The 17,063-nt window shown below is 54.2% G+C and carries 19 protein-coding genes; 12 read left to right on the top strand and 7 right to left on the bottom strand.

Features of this window, described 5'->3' with window-relative positions; translation table 11 throughout:
* Positions 1 to 130 precede the first annotated feature (130 nt).
* The gene (gene phaC, locus FFS57_RS07830; protein WP_249383938.1) at positions 131 to 1,912 is read left to right on the top strand and encodes a class I poly(R)-hydroxyalkanoic acid synthase; all 1,782 of its coding nucleotides are present in this window, start codon (positions 131 to 133) and stop codon (positions 1,910 to 1,912) included.
* Between the two features lie 106 nt (positions 1,913 to 2,018).
* Here phaC and FFS57_RS07825 read toward each other — a convergent pair whose 3' ends face one another.
* The 4 genes from FFS57_RS07825 to FFS57_RS07810 form a co-directional block, all read right to left on the bottom strand.
* Positions 2,019 to 2,306 carry a hypothetical protein gene (locus FFS57_RS07825; RefSeq protein ID WP_137937217.1) on the bottom strand — a complete coding sequence of 96 codons (288 nt, stop codon included), beginning with the start codon at positions 2,304 to 2,306 and terminating at the stop codon, positions 2,019 to 2,021.
* Positions 2,307 to 2,673: 367 nt separating this feature from the next.
* On the bottom strand, positions 2,674 to 3,108 hold the full coding sequence (locus tag FFS57_RS07820; RefSeq protein ID WP_137937216.1) for an energy transducer TonB: 435 nt from the start codon (positions 3,106 to 3,108) through the stop codon (positions 2,674 to 2,676).
* A gap of 228 nt (positions 3,109 to 3,336) precedes the next feature.
* On the bottom strand, positions 3,337 to 3,867 hold the full coding sequence (locus FFS57_RS07815; RefSeq protein WP_137937215.1) for a DUF4166 domain-containing protein: 531 nt from the start codon (positions 3,865 to 3,867) through the stop codon (positions 3,337 to 3,339).
* A 126-nt stretch (positions 3,868 to 3,993) separates the two neighbouring features.
* Positions 3,994 to 4,836 carry a class I SAM-dependent methyltransferase gene (locus FFS57_RS07810; protein WP_171013736.1) on the bottom strand — a complete coding sequence of 281 codons (843 nt, stop codon included), beginning with the start codon at positions 4,834 to 4,836 and terminating at the stop codon, positions 3,994 to 3,996.
* 75 nt (positions 4,837 to 4,911) lie between these two features.
* Here FFS57_RS07810 and FFS57_RS07805 point away from each other — a divergent pair, with 75 nt between their 5' ends.
* The gene (locus FFS57_RS07805) at positions 4,912 to 5,352 is read left to right on the top strand and encodes a helix-turn-helix domain-containing protein (protein ID WP_137937214.1); all 441 of its coding nucleotides are present in this window, start codon (positions 4,912 to 4,914) and stop codon (positions 5,350 to 5,352) included.
* A 40-nt stretch (positions 5,353 to 5,392) separates the two neighbouring features.
* On the opposite strand, the gene FFS57_RS07800 is transcribed toward FFS57_RS07805, so the two are convergent.
* The 3 genes from FFS57_RS07800 to FFS57_RS07790 form a co-directional block, all read right to left on the bottom strand.
* Positions 5,393 to 6,487 carry a substrate-binding domain-containing protein gene (locus tag FFS57_RS07800; protein ID WP_137937213.1) on the bottom strand — a complete coding sequence of 365 codons (1,095 nt, stop codon included), beginning with the start codon at positions 6,485 to 6,487 and terminating at the stop codon, positions 5,393 to 5,395.
* 254 nt (positions 6,488 to 6,741) lie between these two features.
* Positions 6,742 to 8,562, bottom strand: coding sequence for a monovalent cation:proton antiporter-2 (CPA2) family protein (locus FFS57_RS07795; protein WP_137937212.1), 1,821 nt, complete (start codon positions 8,560 to 8,562; stop codon positions 6,742 to 6,744).
* Positions 8,563 to 8,658: 96 nt separating this feature from the next.
* Positions 8,659 to 9,315 (bottom strand): TetR/AcrR family transcriptional regulator, encoded by a 657-nt coding sequence (locus FFS57_RS07790; RefSeq protein WP_137937211.1) that lies wholly within the window; start codon positions 9,313 to 9,315, stop codon positions 8,659 to 8,661.
* Positions 9,316 to 9,821: 506 nt separating this feature from the next.
* On the opposite strand from FFS57_RS07790, the gene gspF reads away from it, so the two are divergent.
* The 10 genes from gspF to FFS57_RS07740 all read left to right on the top strand — a co-directional run bounded on the left by gspF (position 9,822) and on the right by FFS57_RS07740 (position 16,959).
* Positions 9,822 to 11,036: a type II secretion system inner membrane protein GspF gene (gspF, locus tag FFS57_RS07785; protein ID WP_137937210.1), complete on the top strand. Its 1,215-nt coding sequence runs from the start codon at positions 9,822 to 9,824 to the stop codon at positions 11,034 to 11,036.
* 34 nt (positions 11,037 to 11,070) lie between these two features.
* Entirely contained in the window at positions 11,071 to 11,493 is a 423-nt protein-coding gene (gspG, locus tag FFS57_RS07780; protein WP_137937209.1) for a type II secretion system major pseudopilin GspG, read from the top strand.
* 25 nt (positions 11,494 to 11,518) lie between these two features.
* The gene (locus tag FFS57_RS07775; protein ID WP_137937208.1) at positions 11,519 to 12,022 is read left to right on the top strand and encodes a GspH/FimT family pseudopilin; all 504 of its coding nucleotides are present in this window, start codon (positions 11,519 to 11,521) and stop codon (positions 12,020 to 12,022) included.
* Positions 12,009 to 12,398 (top strand): type II secretion system minor pseudopilin GspI, encoded by a 390-nt coding sequence (gene gspI, locus FFS57_RS07770; protein WP_249383937.1) that lies wholly within the window; start codon positions 12,009 to 12,011, stop codon positions 12,396 to 12,398. The genes FFS57_RS07775 and gspI overlap by 14 nt, the downstream gene beginning before the upstream one ends.
* Positions 12,385 to 13,002, top strand: a complete 618-nt coding sequence (gspJ, locus tag FFS57_RS07765) for a type II secretion system minor pseudopilin GspJ (protein ID WP_171013734.1) — start codon at positions 12,385 to 12,387, stop codon at positions 13,000 to 13,002. The genes gspI and gspJ overlap by 14 nt, the downstream gene beginning before the upstream one ends.
* Positions 12,999 to 13,937 (top strand): type II secretion system minor pseudopilin GspK, encoded by a 939-nt coding sequence (gspK, locus tag FFS57_RS07760; protein WP_137937206.1) that lies wholly within the window; start codon positions 12,999 to 13,001, stop codon positions 13,935 to 13,937. The genes gspJ and gspK overlap by 4 nt, the downstream gene beginning before the upstream one ends.
* 150 nt (positions 13,938 to 14,087) lie before the next feature.
* Positions 14,088 to 14,495: a hypothetical protein gene (locus tag FFS57_RS07755; RefSeq protein WP_137937205.1), complete on the top strand. Its 408-nt coding sequence runs from the start codon at positions 14,088 to 14,090 to the stop codon at positions 14,493 to 14,495.
* Positions 14,496 to 14,576: 81 nt separating this feature from the next.
* Positions 14,577 to 15,770 (top strand): type II secretion system protein GspL, encoded by a 1,194-nt coding sequence (gene gspL / locus FFS57_RS07750; RefSeq protein ID WP_137937204.1) that lies wholly within the window; start codon positions 14,577 to 14,579, stop codon positions 15,768 to 15,770.
* Positions 15,767 to 16,234 carry a type II secretion system protein M gene (locus FFS57_RS07745; RefSeq protein ID WP_137937203.1) on the top strand — a complete coding sequence of 156 codons (468 nt, stop codon included), beginning with the start codon at positions 15,767 to 15,769 and terminating at the stop codon, positions 16,232 to 16,234. The genes gspL and FFS57_RS07745 overlap by 4 nt, the downstream gene beginning before the upstream one ends.
* A complete protein-coding gene (locus FFS57_RS07740; protein ID WP_137937202.1) occupies positions 16,231 to 16,959 on the top strand; it encodes a type II secretion system protein N in 729 nt (242 codons plus the stop codon). The genes FFS57_RS07745 and FFS57_RS07740 overlap by 4 nt, the downstream gene beginning before the upstream one ends.
* The last annotated feature ends 104 nt before the right edge of the window (positions 16,960 to 17,063 follow it).

The raw sequence follows: 17,063 nt of genomic DNA, 5'->3' as shown, positions 1-17,063 counted from the left end.
ATCCAGGTTTTAACAAACTGACGCATAACCAACGTTGCCCAAAGTCAAATATCGGTGTCGCTGCTATGCTTGTCCAGAAGAGAATGTGCACAATACGACGGATGGCGGGTCGCATCACGAGGAGATGAGAATGGCAAACAATACAGCACCTGATCCGGCCCAATTGGCCAAGCAATGGCAGGACATCATGACCCGGAGTCACAAGATGTTGGCCGATTTTATGGCGAAACAGGATCACGAGCAGTTCAGTGTGCTGGATCCAAACATGATTGCCCAATTGATGCAGGAGTGGACGAAAAAACTATTGGCAAATCCGCAGCGTGCATTTGAGATCCAGATGGCTTTTTGGCAGGATGCAGCCAACCTGTGGAAGCGTTCGCTCGAACACTGGACCTTGCAGGCCAACGTGCCGCCTGTGGCTGAATCGGCCCCAGGTGATAAGCGATTCAAAGACGAAACGTGGGCGCAACACGCCCTATTTGATTTCATCAAGCAATCATATCTGCTGTTAGCTAACCACGCGCTCGGGGCAGTGGACAAGACCGATGGACTGGATGCTCATACCCGTAAGAAAGTGGCGTTTTATGTTCGACAGTTCGTGGATGCCATGTCCCCCACCAATTTTGCTGCTACCAATCCTCAGGTATTGAAGGAGACTATTGCAACCAATGGTGAGAATCTGATCAATGGGCTGCAGCAACTGCTTGAAGATCTGGAGCGGGGAGGTGGCCGTTTGGCGACACGCATGACCGATCTGGCCGCATTCAATCTGGGTGAAAACATTGCGACTACACCCGGCAAGGTCATCTACCAGAACGAGCTGATGCAACTGATCCAGTACGCTCCCAGTACTGATAAGGTATTTCAGCGGCCGTTGCTGGTGATTCCGCCATGGATCAACAAATTCTATATTCTTGACCTGAAACCGAAGAATTCGTTGATCAAATGGGCGGTTGACCAGGGTCATACTGTTTTCGTGATCAGTTGGGTCAATCCGGATGAAAGCCTGCACGGCAAGCATTTTGAAGACTATCTTCAGGCGGGCCCCTTGGCCGCGTTGGATGCCATTTATGAGGCCACTGGCGAGAAGGAGGTCAAGGCCATGGCCTACTGCATTGGCGGTACCTTGCTTGCTGCGACACTGGCACAGATGGCCGCCAAGAAGGATAACCGTATCAAGGCCGCTACTTTCATGACCACGTTGATGGATTTTTCCGACATCGGCGAGTTGGAAGTGTTTGTGGATGAAGAACAGATTGCCCGGTTGGAAGCCTACATGAACAAAAAAGGCTATCTGGAAGGTCACCAGATGGCGGAAGTATTCAATCTGCTGCGTGAGAATGACCTGATCTGGTCATTTGTCATCAACAATTACCTACTGGGTCGCGAGCCGATGGCCTTCGACCTGTTGTACTGGAATTCCGACTCTACTCGCATGCCGGCAACCATGCACAGTTTTTACCTGCGCAACATGTATCTCTACAATCGCTTGCGTGAACCTGGTGGTATCACCTTGAATGGCGTGCCAATCGACTTGCGCAAGATCAAGACACCAGCCTATTGGATCTCTACCCGTGAGGATCACATTGCACCTTGGAAAACCACCTACCTTGGGACCCGTCTGCTCGCCGGGCCCAAGCGTTTCGTGCTGGGTGGTTCCGGCCATATCGCCGGCATCGTCAATCCCCCGACCGCCAACAAGTATGGTTACATGACCAACGAGGTGATTTGTGAAACCGCAGACCAATGGCTGGCTGAGGCCAAGCCGAATGAAGGTTCATGGTGGCTGGATTGGGCGGAATGGGTGAAACCCTATAACGGCAAACTGGTTGCAGCACGCCAGCCGGGGGTAGGGGGCGTGTCTGCATTGGAAGATGCGCCGGGTAGCTATGTGAAAGTGCGACTGATCTAGCGGGCCTGACTACTTCGAAATCGGCGTAAACCGGCACTTGCGAGCAAGAATCGGTAAAGGCAGGGCATAGCGAGATGAATGGTCATCTCGCCCTCAACACAAGCGACTAACTATTGGCCTGCAAGGCTTTTAGAATGGCTTCCGCATCATCGCTGCAACTGACCAGCACAGCACGGATGTGGTTGTAAACGTCGGCGGCTTCTTTGGGGTATTTGCCAAACGGCACCAGATTGTGGTGTTTCCAACCCGCTGCTGCCAGTACCTTCTTGTGAAACTCCGATGCAGACTGACCACCGCCGGCAATCTGCATCAGCGCACGATCAATCAGGATATGTGGGAACGGATTGCGCGACAGTGTGCTGAAGTGCTCCGGTTTGACTTCGTCGAATTCCATGCTGGCATCTCAAGGCTGATTGTTTCATCAAAGCCTAGTTAGGAAGATTTTTCCATATCAATTTACAGATTTATTAAAAACTTACCGCGATCAGATTGTGGAAATGGGTATGGCTTGAAGGATCGGGGATCTGTTTCAAGCCGATAACGGATGTTGTGCCCTGGCTTTACTGTCAAAGGCCATGTGGGCAGTCTGGATGCCGGTTGACCCAGCAGACGTGGGACTTTTCTTGTTTCACCAAGAAAAGTCTCCGGACGCAGACGATCTGTGCGTCTTACCCATGTTGTGGGCGCCTTGCATTGCGCTTGGCAAAGCTAAACGGGATAGGGGGTATGGCTGTTGTTACCTATCACCATTCAACGGTTTCTTACATATTGGGTCGGAATTTCAGTATGAAACCAGGTGGTAATGGTTCGCCGGCTGGCCAAGGTGGTAATGGCGAAGCTGCGCGAATCGCTTTTTCGATTGACCTGTCGTAGGCTGGATTGCCGCTGCCTTTACGTTTCTCTACCTTGAGTACTGCCATGGTGGGCGACACCGTCACATAGAAAATGGCTTCTGGATTCCCACGCAGGTTTTTGGGGATTTTGATATGGCGCTTGATCTTGGCTGACATGGTGGTCACAAATCCTGCCATATCTGGTGCTGGTGTTGCAGGCGGTGCTGATTGAACCGGTGGCTGGGCTATGGGTGTTGGCGCCTCTGCTGGCGGTGGCGTGGTGCATGCTGCCAATAAACTGATTACCACCAACTTGGCCAAGCTGGTGCGAGTTGTATGAATGCGGGACAAATGGGTTGTCATGTGAGCACCTGAAAGCACGAGTGTGGTCGCCGAAGGCACGATGAATCCGTGGATATTTTGCACGTTGCCAGTCTTGATGTGAAATTCGCACGTGGCGTGTGGGTTTGAGCGTGATCGGTTGCTCACTCAGGTGCTGGGTTGCGTTACACATGGCAGGACCGTACCGCACCGATGCATTTCGTCGATGATGGGTTGAGTGGCAAGGCTCGTATCACACACGTGTGACGATTACACTCGTGAAACAAAGCCATCGTAATAAATCAATTCCCCAATGATTGGAAAGTGGGCCGTTGAGAAGAACTGGTACTTTCCTTCGCTGTTCTCCCCTTCCCATGACACGATTTTGGGGCCCAATACAGTGGGTAAGGGGATGGGGCCGATTGACCAGCGGATGAAATTCCAGTTCAGTCGATTTTCAGAAACCGTTAAGGCAAAGTAAAATCGGAAGGGGCCAAACACCTCGCTGAGCAAACGTCCAGACTCATCGATTCGGAATGAAGATGCGAAACTTCTTCCGCCAAAATTTCTACGCCATTTTTCCATTCTATCGGTACGCTCAACGGATACCGTTACTGCAGTGGATTCAGATGGTACCGGAAAGTTGAAGACCCACCTGATGAATGCAGCCAGCACCGTTTTTTTACCCTTTACTACGGCATGTCCTTCAAATATTGCCTTGTCAACTTCATGAAATGCTTTTACAGGACTGGGGAGCAATAGGTAATCGCTTCCCAACAGGGTTGCAAAAGCATTGTTCATACGCCCTCAACCTTTCATTGTCTTGAATCTGGGGTACAGTCAGTAGCATAGCAAATGGCGTCAATCTTAAATCGACCAGACAAGCAACCGGGATTGTCTGGCACCATCACCACTTCAGGGGTGCTGCTATGACGTTGCACTGACCATCCAGCACGCCGCAGTAAATCGGACTTCCATGCCATGCACATAGGGGTCAAAAGCTTGGCGGACTACGTGGATGACGCGTGTGCGCGTTTGCTCATCTGCTTCTTGCAAGATCAATCCAACCGGGCCCAGTTGAGTCAGGTATTGGAGTAGATTCTGCTCGGGGAACGTACATGCCACATCGATCGGTTGGATTTGGATATCGGTCCATCCACTTTGGTGCAGGATGCTGTAGATCCGATGCTGGTCGCCGAAGGCAAATTGCCCAGGCGCATCTGGCCGACGGGTGGGAAGGTTGGGGATCAGTGGGGCAGCAGCACGTTCGGCCGTTGTCATGAATGGGTTTTCTGCCGCGCTGCGCCAAGCAATAAAACGGAGTTTGGCCTTGTCTCGAGCGGCATGCTTCAAATTGGAAAATGCCTGCACAGGGTCATCAAAGAACATGACGCCAAAGCGCGAAATAATCATGTCGAAGCAGGCTGGTTCGAATTTGTGGGCTTGGACATTGGCACAAATGAAACTTGCCGGTGTGTTGTCTCGTTCGGAACGAAGTTGGGCAGTGGCAATCATGGGTTCGGAAATATCGATGCCAGTGCAGTAACCATTCGTGCCGAGCCGCGAAGCGATGGCAAGCGTGGTGCCACCTGTACCGCAGCCGACATCAAGTACCTTGTGACCCGCATTGCGAACAACTGCCTCCACAAGCAGGTTCTCGAATGGTTTGAACAATTGGTCGAGCAGCGCTTGCATGTTGATCCAGGCATGGCCGGCAGGGCCATTCCATAGCTTTGTCTGTTCATCATTGGCTTGGTGTGTGGCCTCCACAATCCTCTCCTTGTATTTGCGTTCACGATGTACACATTGCACTATGCCACTTCAAGTCGACTTGAGGTCAAACACATGAAAAACCTGGATATCGCTGAGGTGGTACGTCAGTCCGGCGTGCCGGCCTCGACACTGCGATTCTATGAAGAAAAAGGATTGATTGATTCTGTTGGCCGGCGAGGTCTGCGCCGCTTATTTGACCCCGGTGTGTTGGAGCGGTTGACCCTCATTACACTAGGGCGTACGGCCGGCTTTTCGCTTGAAGAGATCGCACTGATGTTCTTGCCTGACGGCCAGCCGCATCTCGACCGACAGCTGCTCTTAGGTCGGGCAGAAGCGCTGGACAAGATGATCCGCAAGCTCAGTGCTGTCCGTGATGGCCTGCGACAGGCTGCTGCATGTCCCGCGTCAGATCATATGGCATGCCCAACATTCCGGCGTATCCTGCAGGTCACGGCATCCAGAACCAATGGCAGGAAAAGGAAGAAGAACTTGCCGCCCCAATGGGGCTATTGATTCTGTTGGTGGGGCCGAATCCTGGGTTTTGATGATCAATTCAGTTATCAAATATCATTTGATTGGCCGGTTGAGCTGTTGTTCTGGCGGGGAACCAAATTCGTTCATAAGCTTGGCGGTATTCAAGGTGTGAATCGATATCGCGGGGGCCAATTACATTCAGCATTTCACGGGTGACCAATACCGGGCTGGTGACATAGCCGCTGGGTGGCAGGCCTGAAAATGCACGGTTCAATTCGTCCGCCAGTTGCCAGCCTTGTGCATTCAACGGTTCGGCAATGGTGGCCACTTGTTGGGAGAGCCCACCCCGGATTCGGTTGATGGCTTTGGACGAGCCATCGCCTGCAGAAATGTTGCGAATGTCCGGTCGCTTGATTTGCCGAAGGGGGAAGTTCATCTCGTCAAAATAGACATCATTGATGGCAAAGGTATGTGTCCAGGCCTTGCCATAGCTTTTATGCAGACGTTGCACCAAACCGCCGACTTCTTCTGCCGCATTGCTGATCAGCACGTTTTCCACCGTCAGGCAGCGGCAGTTCGGGCATTGCTCAATGATCTGCTTCATGGCGTCGGATTTGGCGATGGCGATATCAAAGCGCCGGTCCGTGATGATGACGGCACCCATTGGGCCATTGGCATTCTGAATGGCGTAATTGGCGGCCATTTGAGCGACAGCCAAGGCATCGGTTGTAACGTTGAAGAACAGTTCCTTGCTAGGCCCTGCTTTGGCGCCAGCATGCCAGCCGACCAATTTGATACCAAGTTGTTGTGCCTGCGCAATCAGGTCGGGCAGATCGCTGGGTGGAATTCCCCCTAATACGATGGCATCCGGTTTACTGGCAATGGCTTGGGCAAACACAACCCGAACCATTTGTTGCTCCCCCTTGCCATCAACCGCCCGAACCTGCCAGCCAAGCTTGCTGGTCGCTGCACCGGTAAAGGCGCGATATACGCCAGTGATACCGCCATTTCGGTAATCCTGGGCAATGTAAATGACAAGCTTCTTTCCAGGGTGAGCGGCCGGACCGGTGGTTGGACCATCCCATGCCTGCAGGGGTGGGCGAGCTGCGTCCGCTGGCTGGCTGGTCAGCACCAGCAGCATGGTCAGCACACCCAACAGCAGATTGAAGCGCATGGTCGCTCCCGGCGATGGTTATTGGCTGGTGGGAGTCATTTCCCGCCGGGCCTTTGGCTGGCCGTGAAAATGGTTGCCGTTGAAGCCATTGTGTCCTGATGCGGCGGCCATGACATGGCCCGCTTGGCCTTGACACGATGCGGCCGGCAAGCTCATGCGAACGTAACACTGACTGTGCTCTGGGGTGCCAAGACATTTGACACTCCTCTTCATGCTATATCGCGTAACTTCGGGAATCAAACTGGTTCAACGCACTATTGGAGGGAAGTGGGCGCTGCGGTGCCTTGCTTGTGCATTTGGGTATCGGCTGTTTCATGTTGATCCGATTCGAACAGATGCTTCAGTTCTTCCTGGGCTTGTTGTGCAGTTTGAATCAGCAGGTGTTCATCCTGATACACCGCATGCTGGCGGTCCAATAGGGCCAGATCGGTGTCACGGAAAGTCTGGACGACCTGCTTGGCTTTCTCTGATTCGAACCCCAATCCACCCAGTACATCTGTGGCCATTTCCAGGCTGGAGCCAAATGTTTCGCGGTAGATTTCCCTGACACCGGCATCCATCAGCTTGTAGGCATGATAGCGGTTGCGGGCACGCGCATAGACCGGCACGTCAGGAAAGTGTCGACGCAGCATTTCTGCTGTTTTGATGGAGGCCTCGACATCATCCAGCGCCAGTACAAACAGCCGAGCCCGTGCGGTGCCGGCAGCCTCCAGCAGTTCGAGACGCGATGCGTCACCATAGTAGATTTCGTTGCCGAAACGTCGTACGAAGTCGACTTGTTGTGTGCTTTTGTCCAGTGCAGTAAAAGGGATGTGGTGGCTGGTCAATACCCGTGCCACGATTTGCCCAAAGCGGCCAAAGCCGGCAATGATGACAGGGCGACCATGATCTTCGATCTTGTCGAACTCCCGCTCCTTGCGATGTTCCAGCCATGGAGCAACCAACCGGTCGTATCCGATGAACAGGAACGGCGCAATCAGCATCGATAAGGTGACAGCAACCACCATGGTATCGTTGACGGAAGTGGAAATGATTTTCGACGTTTCTGCCACGCTGAATAGCACGAACGCGAATTCACCACCTTGCGACAATGTAATGCCAAGTTTGACGGCAGTGGCCCGGTCCGCACCGGTAACACATGCCAGGATCAACAGCACCAATGCTTTTACCAGCATCAGGCCTAAGGTGATGGCGAGAACCTGCCACGGATGTGAGATAACGATCCCCAGATTGGCAGACATGCCGACTGCAATGAAGAACAACCCCAAGAGCAAGCCCTTGAACGGATCGATATTGGCTTCCAGCTCATGACGGTATTCCGAATCTGCCAGCATCACACCGGCCAGAAAGGCGCCCAGTGACATCGACAGTCCGGCCCATTCCAGCAGCACGGCATTACCGATCACGACCAGCAACGCGGCGGCGGTGAACAATTCCTTGGCGCCACTGCGAGCAACGTAGCGGAAGGCCGGGCGCAATAGGTAATGGCCAGCCCCAATGACTGCCAGTACGGTGCCGATGGCACGTGCCGCATCGCCCAGATCCAACCCGCCCTCGCCAACACGGATGGGGGCCAACAACGGAATCAGCGCCAGCAACGGAATGACTGCAATATCCTGAAACAGCAGAATGGAAAACGCATCACGACCATGGCGCGCAGTCAGTTCCTGCCGCTCGGCCAATGTCTGCAACACAAAGGCGGTGGAGGACATGGCCAAGCCCAGGCCGATGACCAGCGAACTTTTCCAATTCAACCCCTGCCAGACGGCGATGCCGCCTAGCAATAACCCGCTCAACAACACCTGTGCCCCACCCAAGCCAAATACAGGGCGTCGTAGTACCCAGAGCCGGGACGGCTCCAGCTCCAGTCCGATCACAAACAGCAGCATGATCACCCCCAGTTCGGAGACATGCAGCACCTGCTCGACATTGTCGATGAGCTTGAGGCCAAATGGCCCAATGATGACGCCGGCGATCAGGTAACCCAGTACGGCCCCCAGCCCAAGTTTGCGGAATAGTGGAACCGCAATGACGGCAACCCCAAGAAACAGGATGGTTTGTGATAGGTAAGCCACAGCTGCTGCGTTTCCTTTCGTGAATTCGTGAAGATGTTGGTGTTGGATGGAATTGGACTGGCCCCTTTCCCATCGCGATGAGACTGGGGCCGGGTTTCAGACAGTGGTCAATGCACCAGCCAGAAGTTGCCGTAATGCGATGGGTAGTTCGTCGAAAAAGTCCGGTCGTGCTTGTTTGAACTCTTCCTGTTCGGCGAGGCTACGCACATTTTCAGGCCAATCCAGCACTTGCCATAGACCAATGGTCAAGGCATAGGTACGACTCAATATACGCATTCCACCTGCCGGCGGCAGGGCGGGTATTGCTTTTTCAAGCAGCATCCCAGCGCGGTTCATGCGGCGCAGCAACTCGGCTTTGAATTGTAGTGCGATCTGCTGATCCAGATTCTGCTCAATGACGGCGTTGGTCATGGCCGCCAATCGCAAAAAATCAGGCTGGGCGGATAGTAGCGCGACATAACGCGTCAAAAAAGCTTCCACCAGCTGCATGGGATGATCTGGGTGATCGGCAATTACACGTTCCACTTCGTCCAGCAGGCGATAAAAGCCATCCTCGAGTAATGCCAGAAAAATCTCTTCCTTGGTCTTGAAGTAAAGGTAGACGGTGCCTTTTGCCAGTCCGCAGGCATCGGCAATGCGGCTGACCGAAGGCAGCTCGCGAGTGTTTTCGTGATAGAGCGTGAGCGCTGCATCCAAAATGGATTGGCGCTTGAGTTTTTTTTCTCCATCATCAATGGCGCGAATGCGGGCCATAACTGCTTCCTATTGGTGAGACAACGCGAGTATAGCCCGGCCAGGCAGTTACTTACCTTTAAATCCTTGCTGAAAAGCAGATATGAGGCGCCGGGCGGGCTAAGGGTCGTGCTTATGCGGCGGCTTGGCAGGCCGATGCAACCATCACAGCAGGAATACGTGGCGTCCATGACGATTTGATGGGGTCCGTGATAGCAGGCCTGGGCATTCCGTCAGACCAAGCGGGTTTGGCCTGCGGTTCGAATCGTGGTTTGATGCTGTTGATACTGCCTATTGCCTGGGATCTTTGCCTTGAAGGCGTGGTCGGTAGAGATTGGGCGGGAATTCTGGCAATCCATTGACGTCAGATAGCGGATAGCCATGCTGATTCGCGCCGGTCGGCCAGATATTGAGCAAAAAGTGTACCGCTTGAGCAAGGGAATGCCACGGCAGGCTTGCCAAGCGCTGCGCTGTCCTGAAGAATACGGGCGAAAATGACTTAAACCCAATCACAACGACCTTTTTATATGTCTGGATTCAGATACGAAGCACTCGATGCCACCACAGGGAAAACCCTGAAGGGCGTGCTGGAAGCGGACAACCCTCGCTTGGCCCGGCAAACCTTGCGTGAACAGGGGTTGATGGTTGTCGAGATCAGTGAAATTGTTGCCGACAATGGCAAGACGGGTGGTGGAAGCCGGCGAGGCGGGGTATCCATCGGCCAGTTGTCGCTGATGACTCGCCAACTTTCTACACTGCTGGACGCCGGATTGACCATCGAACAGGCGCTGAATGTGGTCATCGAACAATCCGAAGCCCCGCGGGAACGGGAAGTGCTGGCTGCGGTACGCAGTGAGATCCTGTCAGGGATCAGTCTGTCCAATGCATTGGCGCAGCATCCCAAGGTGTTTCCGGACTTGTATCGCACCTTGGTCGGTGCCGGTGAAGAATCCGGCAAATTGCCCGAGGTGATGCGGCGGCTGGCGGAATACATCGAATCCCGTCATGCCTTGCGTTCCAAGGTCATGCTGGCATTCATCTACCCCGCCATCATTACGGTGGTGTCGATTCTGGTGGTAACTGGCCTCTTGACCTATGTGGTACCGCAAGTGGTGAATGTGTTTCAGAACACGCATCAGCAATTGCCGTTGTTGACACGCGGGTTGCTGGCTGTATCAGATGCCGTGCGTATCGGCGGTCTGCCGTTTGCCATTGTATTGGCACTAACCGTGTTCCTGTTTCTGCGGGCGTTGAAGAACGAAGCGGTTCATTTGCGGTTTGACCGCTTCCTGTTGACCATTCCATTGGTTGGACGTATGTCTCGTTCAATTGGCACAGCCCGTCTGGCCAGCACCTTGGCGATTCTGGTGGGCTCTGGCGTACCGATGCTGAATGCAATGGCTGCAGCCACGGGCGTGGTGGACAATCGTGCCTTGCGTGAGGCAGTCAAGGAATCGACCAAACAAGTGCGGGAAGGTTTGAGCCTGTCGCGTGCCCTGGCAGCCAGCAAATTATTTCCACCAGTGTTGATCCATCTGATTGCCAGTGGTGAAGCTTCTGGCCGGCTGGAACACATGCTGGAACGTGCGGCCAAGCAACAGAGCGATGAGCTGGAAACACGCGTCGCCACCATCACCGGGTTGATGGAGCCGCTACTGATCCTGATGATGGGGGCGGTGGTGCTGGTAATTGTACTGGCCATTCTGTTACCGGTCTTCGAAATGAACCAATTGGTCAAATAAGTGGCCAACCCAGGCCTGTCAAAAAGGACTCAATATGCAACGCAAACGTAATCAAGGCTTTACCCTGATTGAGATCATGGTGGTGATCGTCATCCTCGGCGTGCTGGCGGCGCTGGTGGTGCCTAAAGTGATGGAACGCCCAGGCCAGGCGCGGGTCGTGGCTGCCAAGCATGATATCGGTGCCATCGTGCAGGCGCTGAAACTATACAAGCTGGACAACACGACATATCCGACCACTGAACAAGGTTTGAAAGCGCTGGTACAAAAACCGACGACCAACCCAATTCCGAACAACTGGAAAACCGGTGGCTACCTCGACAAATTGCCGCAAGATCCATGGGGCCGTGATTATCAATACTTGAGCCCCGGTTTGCATGGCGACATCGATGTATTCAGCTATGGCGAAGATGGTGCTGCAGGTGGTGAGGGTGTGGATGCCGACGTTGGCTCCTGGTGAGTCTTCATTGAGAGCGGATGTTTGAATGCGGTTTGCAGGCCAACGTGCCAAACAGAACCTGGGCTTCACGCTGATCGAGATCATTGTGGTGGTGCTGATCATCAGCGTGATCATCACATTGGCTGCCGTGCGCCTGGATCCAGGCCAGTCCCGTCAGTTACGGGATGAAGGCGAGCGGTTGGCGTTGCTGTTTGAAGCCGCTCGGGATGAGGCGGTTGCAGGTGGCGAACCTATTGGCTGGGCGACCGATGGTCAGACCTACCGTTTTTACCGGCGTGAAAACAATGACTGGGTGATGTTGGATACCCGCTCGGACCTGCGGGAGCGTAGCTTGCCTGGCGAGATGCGCATCGATCAGATCCAGATGAGCTTGCAGCCCCTGCCTGCAGATGGCCGGCTGCTGTTCATGCCGTCTGGTGTCAATGAGTTGTTTGCCATGCGATTCGTATTGGGCGAAAAACGCCTGAAATTGCGCACTGACGTACTTGGCCGCGTATTTCTGGAGGAGCAGCCTGATGTATCGAGCTGAACCGATGAAGGCGAAACGTGGCTTTACACTGGTGGAAGTACTGGTGGCGCTGGTGATTTTGGCGGTAGCGCTGGCTGCAGCCATGCGCGCCACTTCGGGCCTGATTGGTTCCGTCTCGGAAATGAAGACCAGGCTGGCCGCCGGCTGGGTAGCGCAAAACCGGTTGAATGAGCATACCGCCTTGCGTGACTTCCCTGAAGTGGGTTCTATCAATGGCAAGGTCGAACAGGCAGGAATCAAATTCACTTGGCGTGAAGATATCAGCGGCACACCCAATAAGGATTTCCGGCGTATCGAGATCAAGGTTTTCATGGGCGAACAGACGGACTATGCCTCGGCACAACTGATTGGGTATCTCACACGTGTCAACAAATAAGCTTCGTCAACGGCGCGTTTACGGTTTCACGCTGCTGGAGTTGCTGGTCGCGTTGATCGTGTTCGCCATCATGTCGGTGATTGCCTATGGCGGACTGGATCGCATCATGTCCGTGCGGGCACGGCTGGATGCTGAAAATAAGAAGTGGCGTGAGTTGACGTTGATTCTGGGGTGGATGGAAGAAGACATCAGCCTTGCCATCAATCGCCCATATCGCGACACCTTCGGCAACACCAAGGAGCCGGTTGCCGGCAACCCGCAATTATTCAACGAAGATGACGCCAACCTGCACATCGTGCGAGCCGGCCCAGCCAATGGCAAAGGGGGAACTGGTGAGCCGATGCATGTGGGCTATCGCCTGCGTGAAGGCCGGTTGGAAATGGTGCGTTGGGCAACGCTGGATCAACCGGTGCGCGATACACCGCACGTGGATGTCTTGCTGGATAAGGTCAAAGGTTTTGATGTGGGTTTCATGGGGGATCAAGGGGCTTGGGATGCTCGTTGGCCCCCGGCTGGTCAACAGGCGGTATTGCCTAGGGCGGTTCGAGTGGTGATCACGCTGGGTAGTGGTGAAGTCATTGATCGTGTGTGGGCCTTGCCATGAAACGACAACAAGGCGTAGCCATCATAACGGCTGTCCTGGTGGTGGCGATCGTGGCCGCCATCGTATTTTTCATGGCTTGGCGCGAACACTTGTGGATTCGTGTGGTGGAAAACCAGCATGACGCTGCAGAGGCCAAGGCTATTGCCCGGGCAGCACTGAATTTGGCACGGGTATCGTTGCGGGGTGATGCCAGCGGCGGTCAACAGTATGACCATCCAGGTGAGGCATGGGCAGTGCCCATCGCCAAGATGCCAGTGGAACGTGGTGAAGCCGGTGGTGATGTGAAGGATTTGCAAGGGCTTTTCAATCTGAACAGCCTGACCACCGACAAAGGTGAGGTCAATACGCAGTGGGCGGTGGCCTATAGGCGCCTGTTGCAACAACTGCAGTTGTCGGAGGAGCTGGGCAATAGCTTGCTGGATTGGCTGGACAGCAATTCGGAACCCACTTTTCCAGGTGGTGCTGAAGATATGGACTATCTAAACCTGCAGCCACCTTATCGTGCCGCCAATCGTGCACTGAGCGATCTGGCCGAGCTGCGAAAGGTGAAGGGCTACACGCCGGAAATCATCGAAAAATTGCGCCCGTTCGTCAGCGTGTTGCCAGTAGGCACCACCGAAGAGGGGGCCAAGATCAATGCCAACTTTGCGCCGGCAGAAGTGTTGGCTGCGGTAATTGAAACTCTGGATTTCAGCACGGCCCGTCAGATTGTGCAGCAGCGCAAGAGTGCGCCATTCAAGACGGTGGATGATCTGAAGGCTTTGTTGCCGGATGGCCTGAAAGACAAGACCAATCTGGTCTCGGTACAAACCATTTATTTTGAAGCCCGTATTACGGCCAAATTCGGTCGGGTGTCGATGGCCTATGTGGCTTTGTTGCGGCGTGATGCCGGTGCCAATGCATTACCAGTAATTGTCTCATTGAAGCGGATTTAGGTTTTCGGAGCCAAGTATCATGTTAATGATGAGCCTGTGAACACTGTTTTGCAATTGCAACCGAGCACGTAAAATAGTGTAAGCACCGCTCAATCATGGCATGTTGGACGGTCAGCCAACGAATGATCGGGATTCAGACAGGGAGCAACAATGGGCAAACAGGTCGTCGTGTTGTTGTGCATGGCTGCGGCATGGGTCCGGGCGGATGTGCTGCCGATGGATGATGCCGGTTTGTCCGACGTGTCGGGTTCGGCAGGTCAGGCGCCGTTCAGCGGGCAGCCCGGGTTGGTTGTTCCCAAAACTGACGAGGCCATTGAAGAACTGCGTGTAGCGTTGCGCGCAGCCAATGGCAGTAATGAAAAAACTGGTAAGGATAAGCAGACCTTTGAACGTCAACCGGGCTATGATGTGGCACGTGATGGTTTCAGGGATGCTTTTGCCAATCAAAGTCCGGATGTGGGTACGCGTAGCAGCCTAGGTCCGACTTCATTTTCACCCGTGACGTTGCCGAATGTCGATTATTCCGGCACCCGTTCCCGGGTATTGATCAACCGTTGAGATTCGTCCGGACAGCCTGTTGGGTCCAGAAGGAATCGACCGGGTGTGAATACACCCGTAGAGAAAAGAAGAATAGTCAGCGTGCACCGTCTACGCCTTTCCATTTCAGGCGGGCTCAGTTTCGATGAGCCCCAGATCGATTGGGTCGCCACCCAGGCCGATGGCCGCGTGATAGAACGTGGCCACGGTGATCCCGGCAATTACCGGCAATCCCGATTGGTTGAGCTGATTCTGCCTGCGGCCATGACGCTTGCGACCGAAATCACCCTGCCGACTGCATCCCGCAAACAGGCTGCCAAGGTAGTCCCCTTTGCATTGGAAGAGCGATTGATGGCGACACCCGAGCAAACGCATATTGCGCTGGGTATACCGCGGGACAAGCTGTTTCCGGTGATGGTGGTGGGGCGTCCATTGCTCAAGCGCTTGCTGGATACTTTGCAGCAGTTGGGAATGAAGCCTGTGGCTGCCTACAGTATGGCATCGCTGTTGCCGTTGGAGCCGAGTGTGTGGCATGGCTGCATCGAACAACAGCAAGGGTATGTGCGTACGGGCCCGAATGATGGGTTCAGTTTTGATGCGACTGCGGCGCAATTGCCGTCGGAAATTCAATTGGCACTCAAGCATGCCGTGCAAGCGCCATCCAGATTGATCATGCATGTTGGGGATGTGGGCATTCCGGCCGGCTGGCTTGGACACGGTCTTGACATCGAAGAAGCGCCGTTACTGGATTGGGGGGCGGCACCGTTACGTGACGGTGCCATCAATCTGCTGCAGGGCGAATTCGGCAGTGGGCAGACTTTCGAGATTGACTGGAAGCGTTTCAAGCCTTCCATCTGGCTAGCAGGTACCGCCCTGATCATTTATATGGGTAGTGTGATCGTGGATTGGTCGATGCTGAGTATGCAGCATAAAGCGCTGACCAAACAGATGCATGCTGAATTACGCAAGGTGATGCCGGTTGGGCCGATCATTGATCCCTTGGCGCAAGCCAAGCAACTGGTTGTCAAGACGCCAGAGATTGGCAACCCTGCACCAGAAAGCCTGTTGGGACGCCTGCTACCGTTGGCACCATTGATGGGCGATGCTACGGCTATTCGCCTGGATTACAGTGCCACAGGACTGAAACTGGATTGTCGTGTGCCTAGCCAGGAGTCGGCTGAAGCATTGTTGCAGCGCCTGAAAGGGGCCAACCTACCTGCCAGGTTGGAATCGGTTGCGCCGGCAGAGTCGGGCGGCATGGTGGCGAAACTGGTCATTGCAGGGCGGGTATCATGAAAGAACAAATCCAATTATTTTGGCAACAGCGTGAACCGCGCGAACGCATGATCCTGATGGTGGGCGGAATTGTGCTGGTGATTGCCTTGTTGATTGCGCTGGTGTGGGATCCGATTCTGGCAGAACGCAAGCGGATGAGTCGCATGGTGCCGCGCATGCAGCAGGATCTGGTAGAGCTGAAGAGTGTGGTGGAGAGTGTCAAGGGGGCGCCGTCAAAGGTCAGTCAGCAACCAGTACAGACTGCGGTCGATACTGCCTTGCGTGCAGCTGGCATGACAGACATCCAGGTGACGGGAAATGCCAGCCAGGCTAATGTGGTGATCAAACAGACTACATTTGAGGCAATGACCACCGCGTTGGGCCGATTGTATAGCGAGCAGGGCATCGAGGTGACCACTTTGCAGGTGGATGCATTGCAAGAACCTGGCCAGATCAAGGCACAACTGATGGCGGCTCGTCGATGATCCGGACGATCCTCGGGGTCATCCTGCTGTACCTGTTGTTTCTGTTGGCCACCATTCCAGCCAGTGTGTTACCAGTGGTATTCGATAAAACCATACCGGGCCGTATTGAGCTGGTGGGGCTGAGCGGTAGCGTCTGGCGAGGCCGGGTTGAGCGAGTGGCATTCGATGGTTTGCCACTGGCCAATAAGATGGAATGGTCCTTATCCGTCTTGCGTTTATTGACTGGTCGGGTTGGTATCGAGCTGACCATGTCAGAAGGCAAGGCCAATGTGGTGGCCAATCGCAATCAAATCCAACTACGCGATACCCGATTGACTGTGCCGTTGGCCGTGCTGGGTAAATTTGTAAAACCTGTTCAGCAGTATCAGTTGAATGGGCAAGGTGTACTGGCTGCTCAGCATTTTGAATGGGACAGTGGTAAAGCCCAGGGGGATTTGACTGTTGAATGGCATCAGGCATCATCGAACATGGTGTCATTGCCCGTACTGGGGGATTACCAATTGGTAGCCAACGCTGGCCCACGTGGTTTTGCCGGCAAGGTGACCACTTTATCCGGTGCGTTGCAGGTCAATGGTGATGGGACCTGGTCGCAAAAGGAGGGCTTGTCGATCCGCCTTCAGTTACGGCCAGAGCCATCGCAAGCAGAGGTATTGCGTCCGTTGTTGTCGATAGCTGGACAGCCGGCAGCGGATGGCACCTATCATCTCAATACATCGATGAAATAGACGTGCGCCACCTGCGCACCAGTGGCACGGGTGGCCTTCTTCAAATCACAAGGTCGATATGACATCATCGCATCCCCACCCCTTTCTTGAAACCTTTCCAGGTG

Origin of the sequence: Chitinivorax sp. B, assembly GCF_005503445.1 — a bacterium.
Taxonomy (GTDB): domain Bacteria; phylum Pseudomonadota; class Gammaproteobacteria; order Burkholderiales; family SCOH01; genus Chitinivorax.
This window is presented reverse-complemented; position numbering and strand designations above follow the sequence as displayed.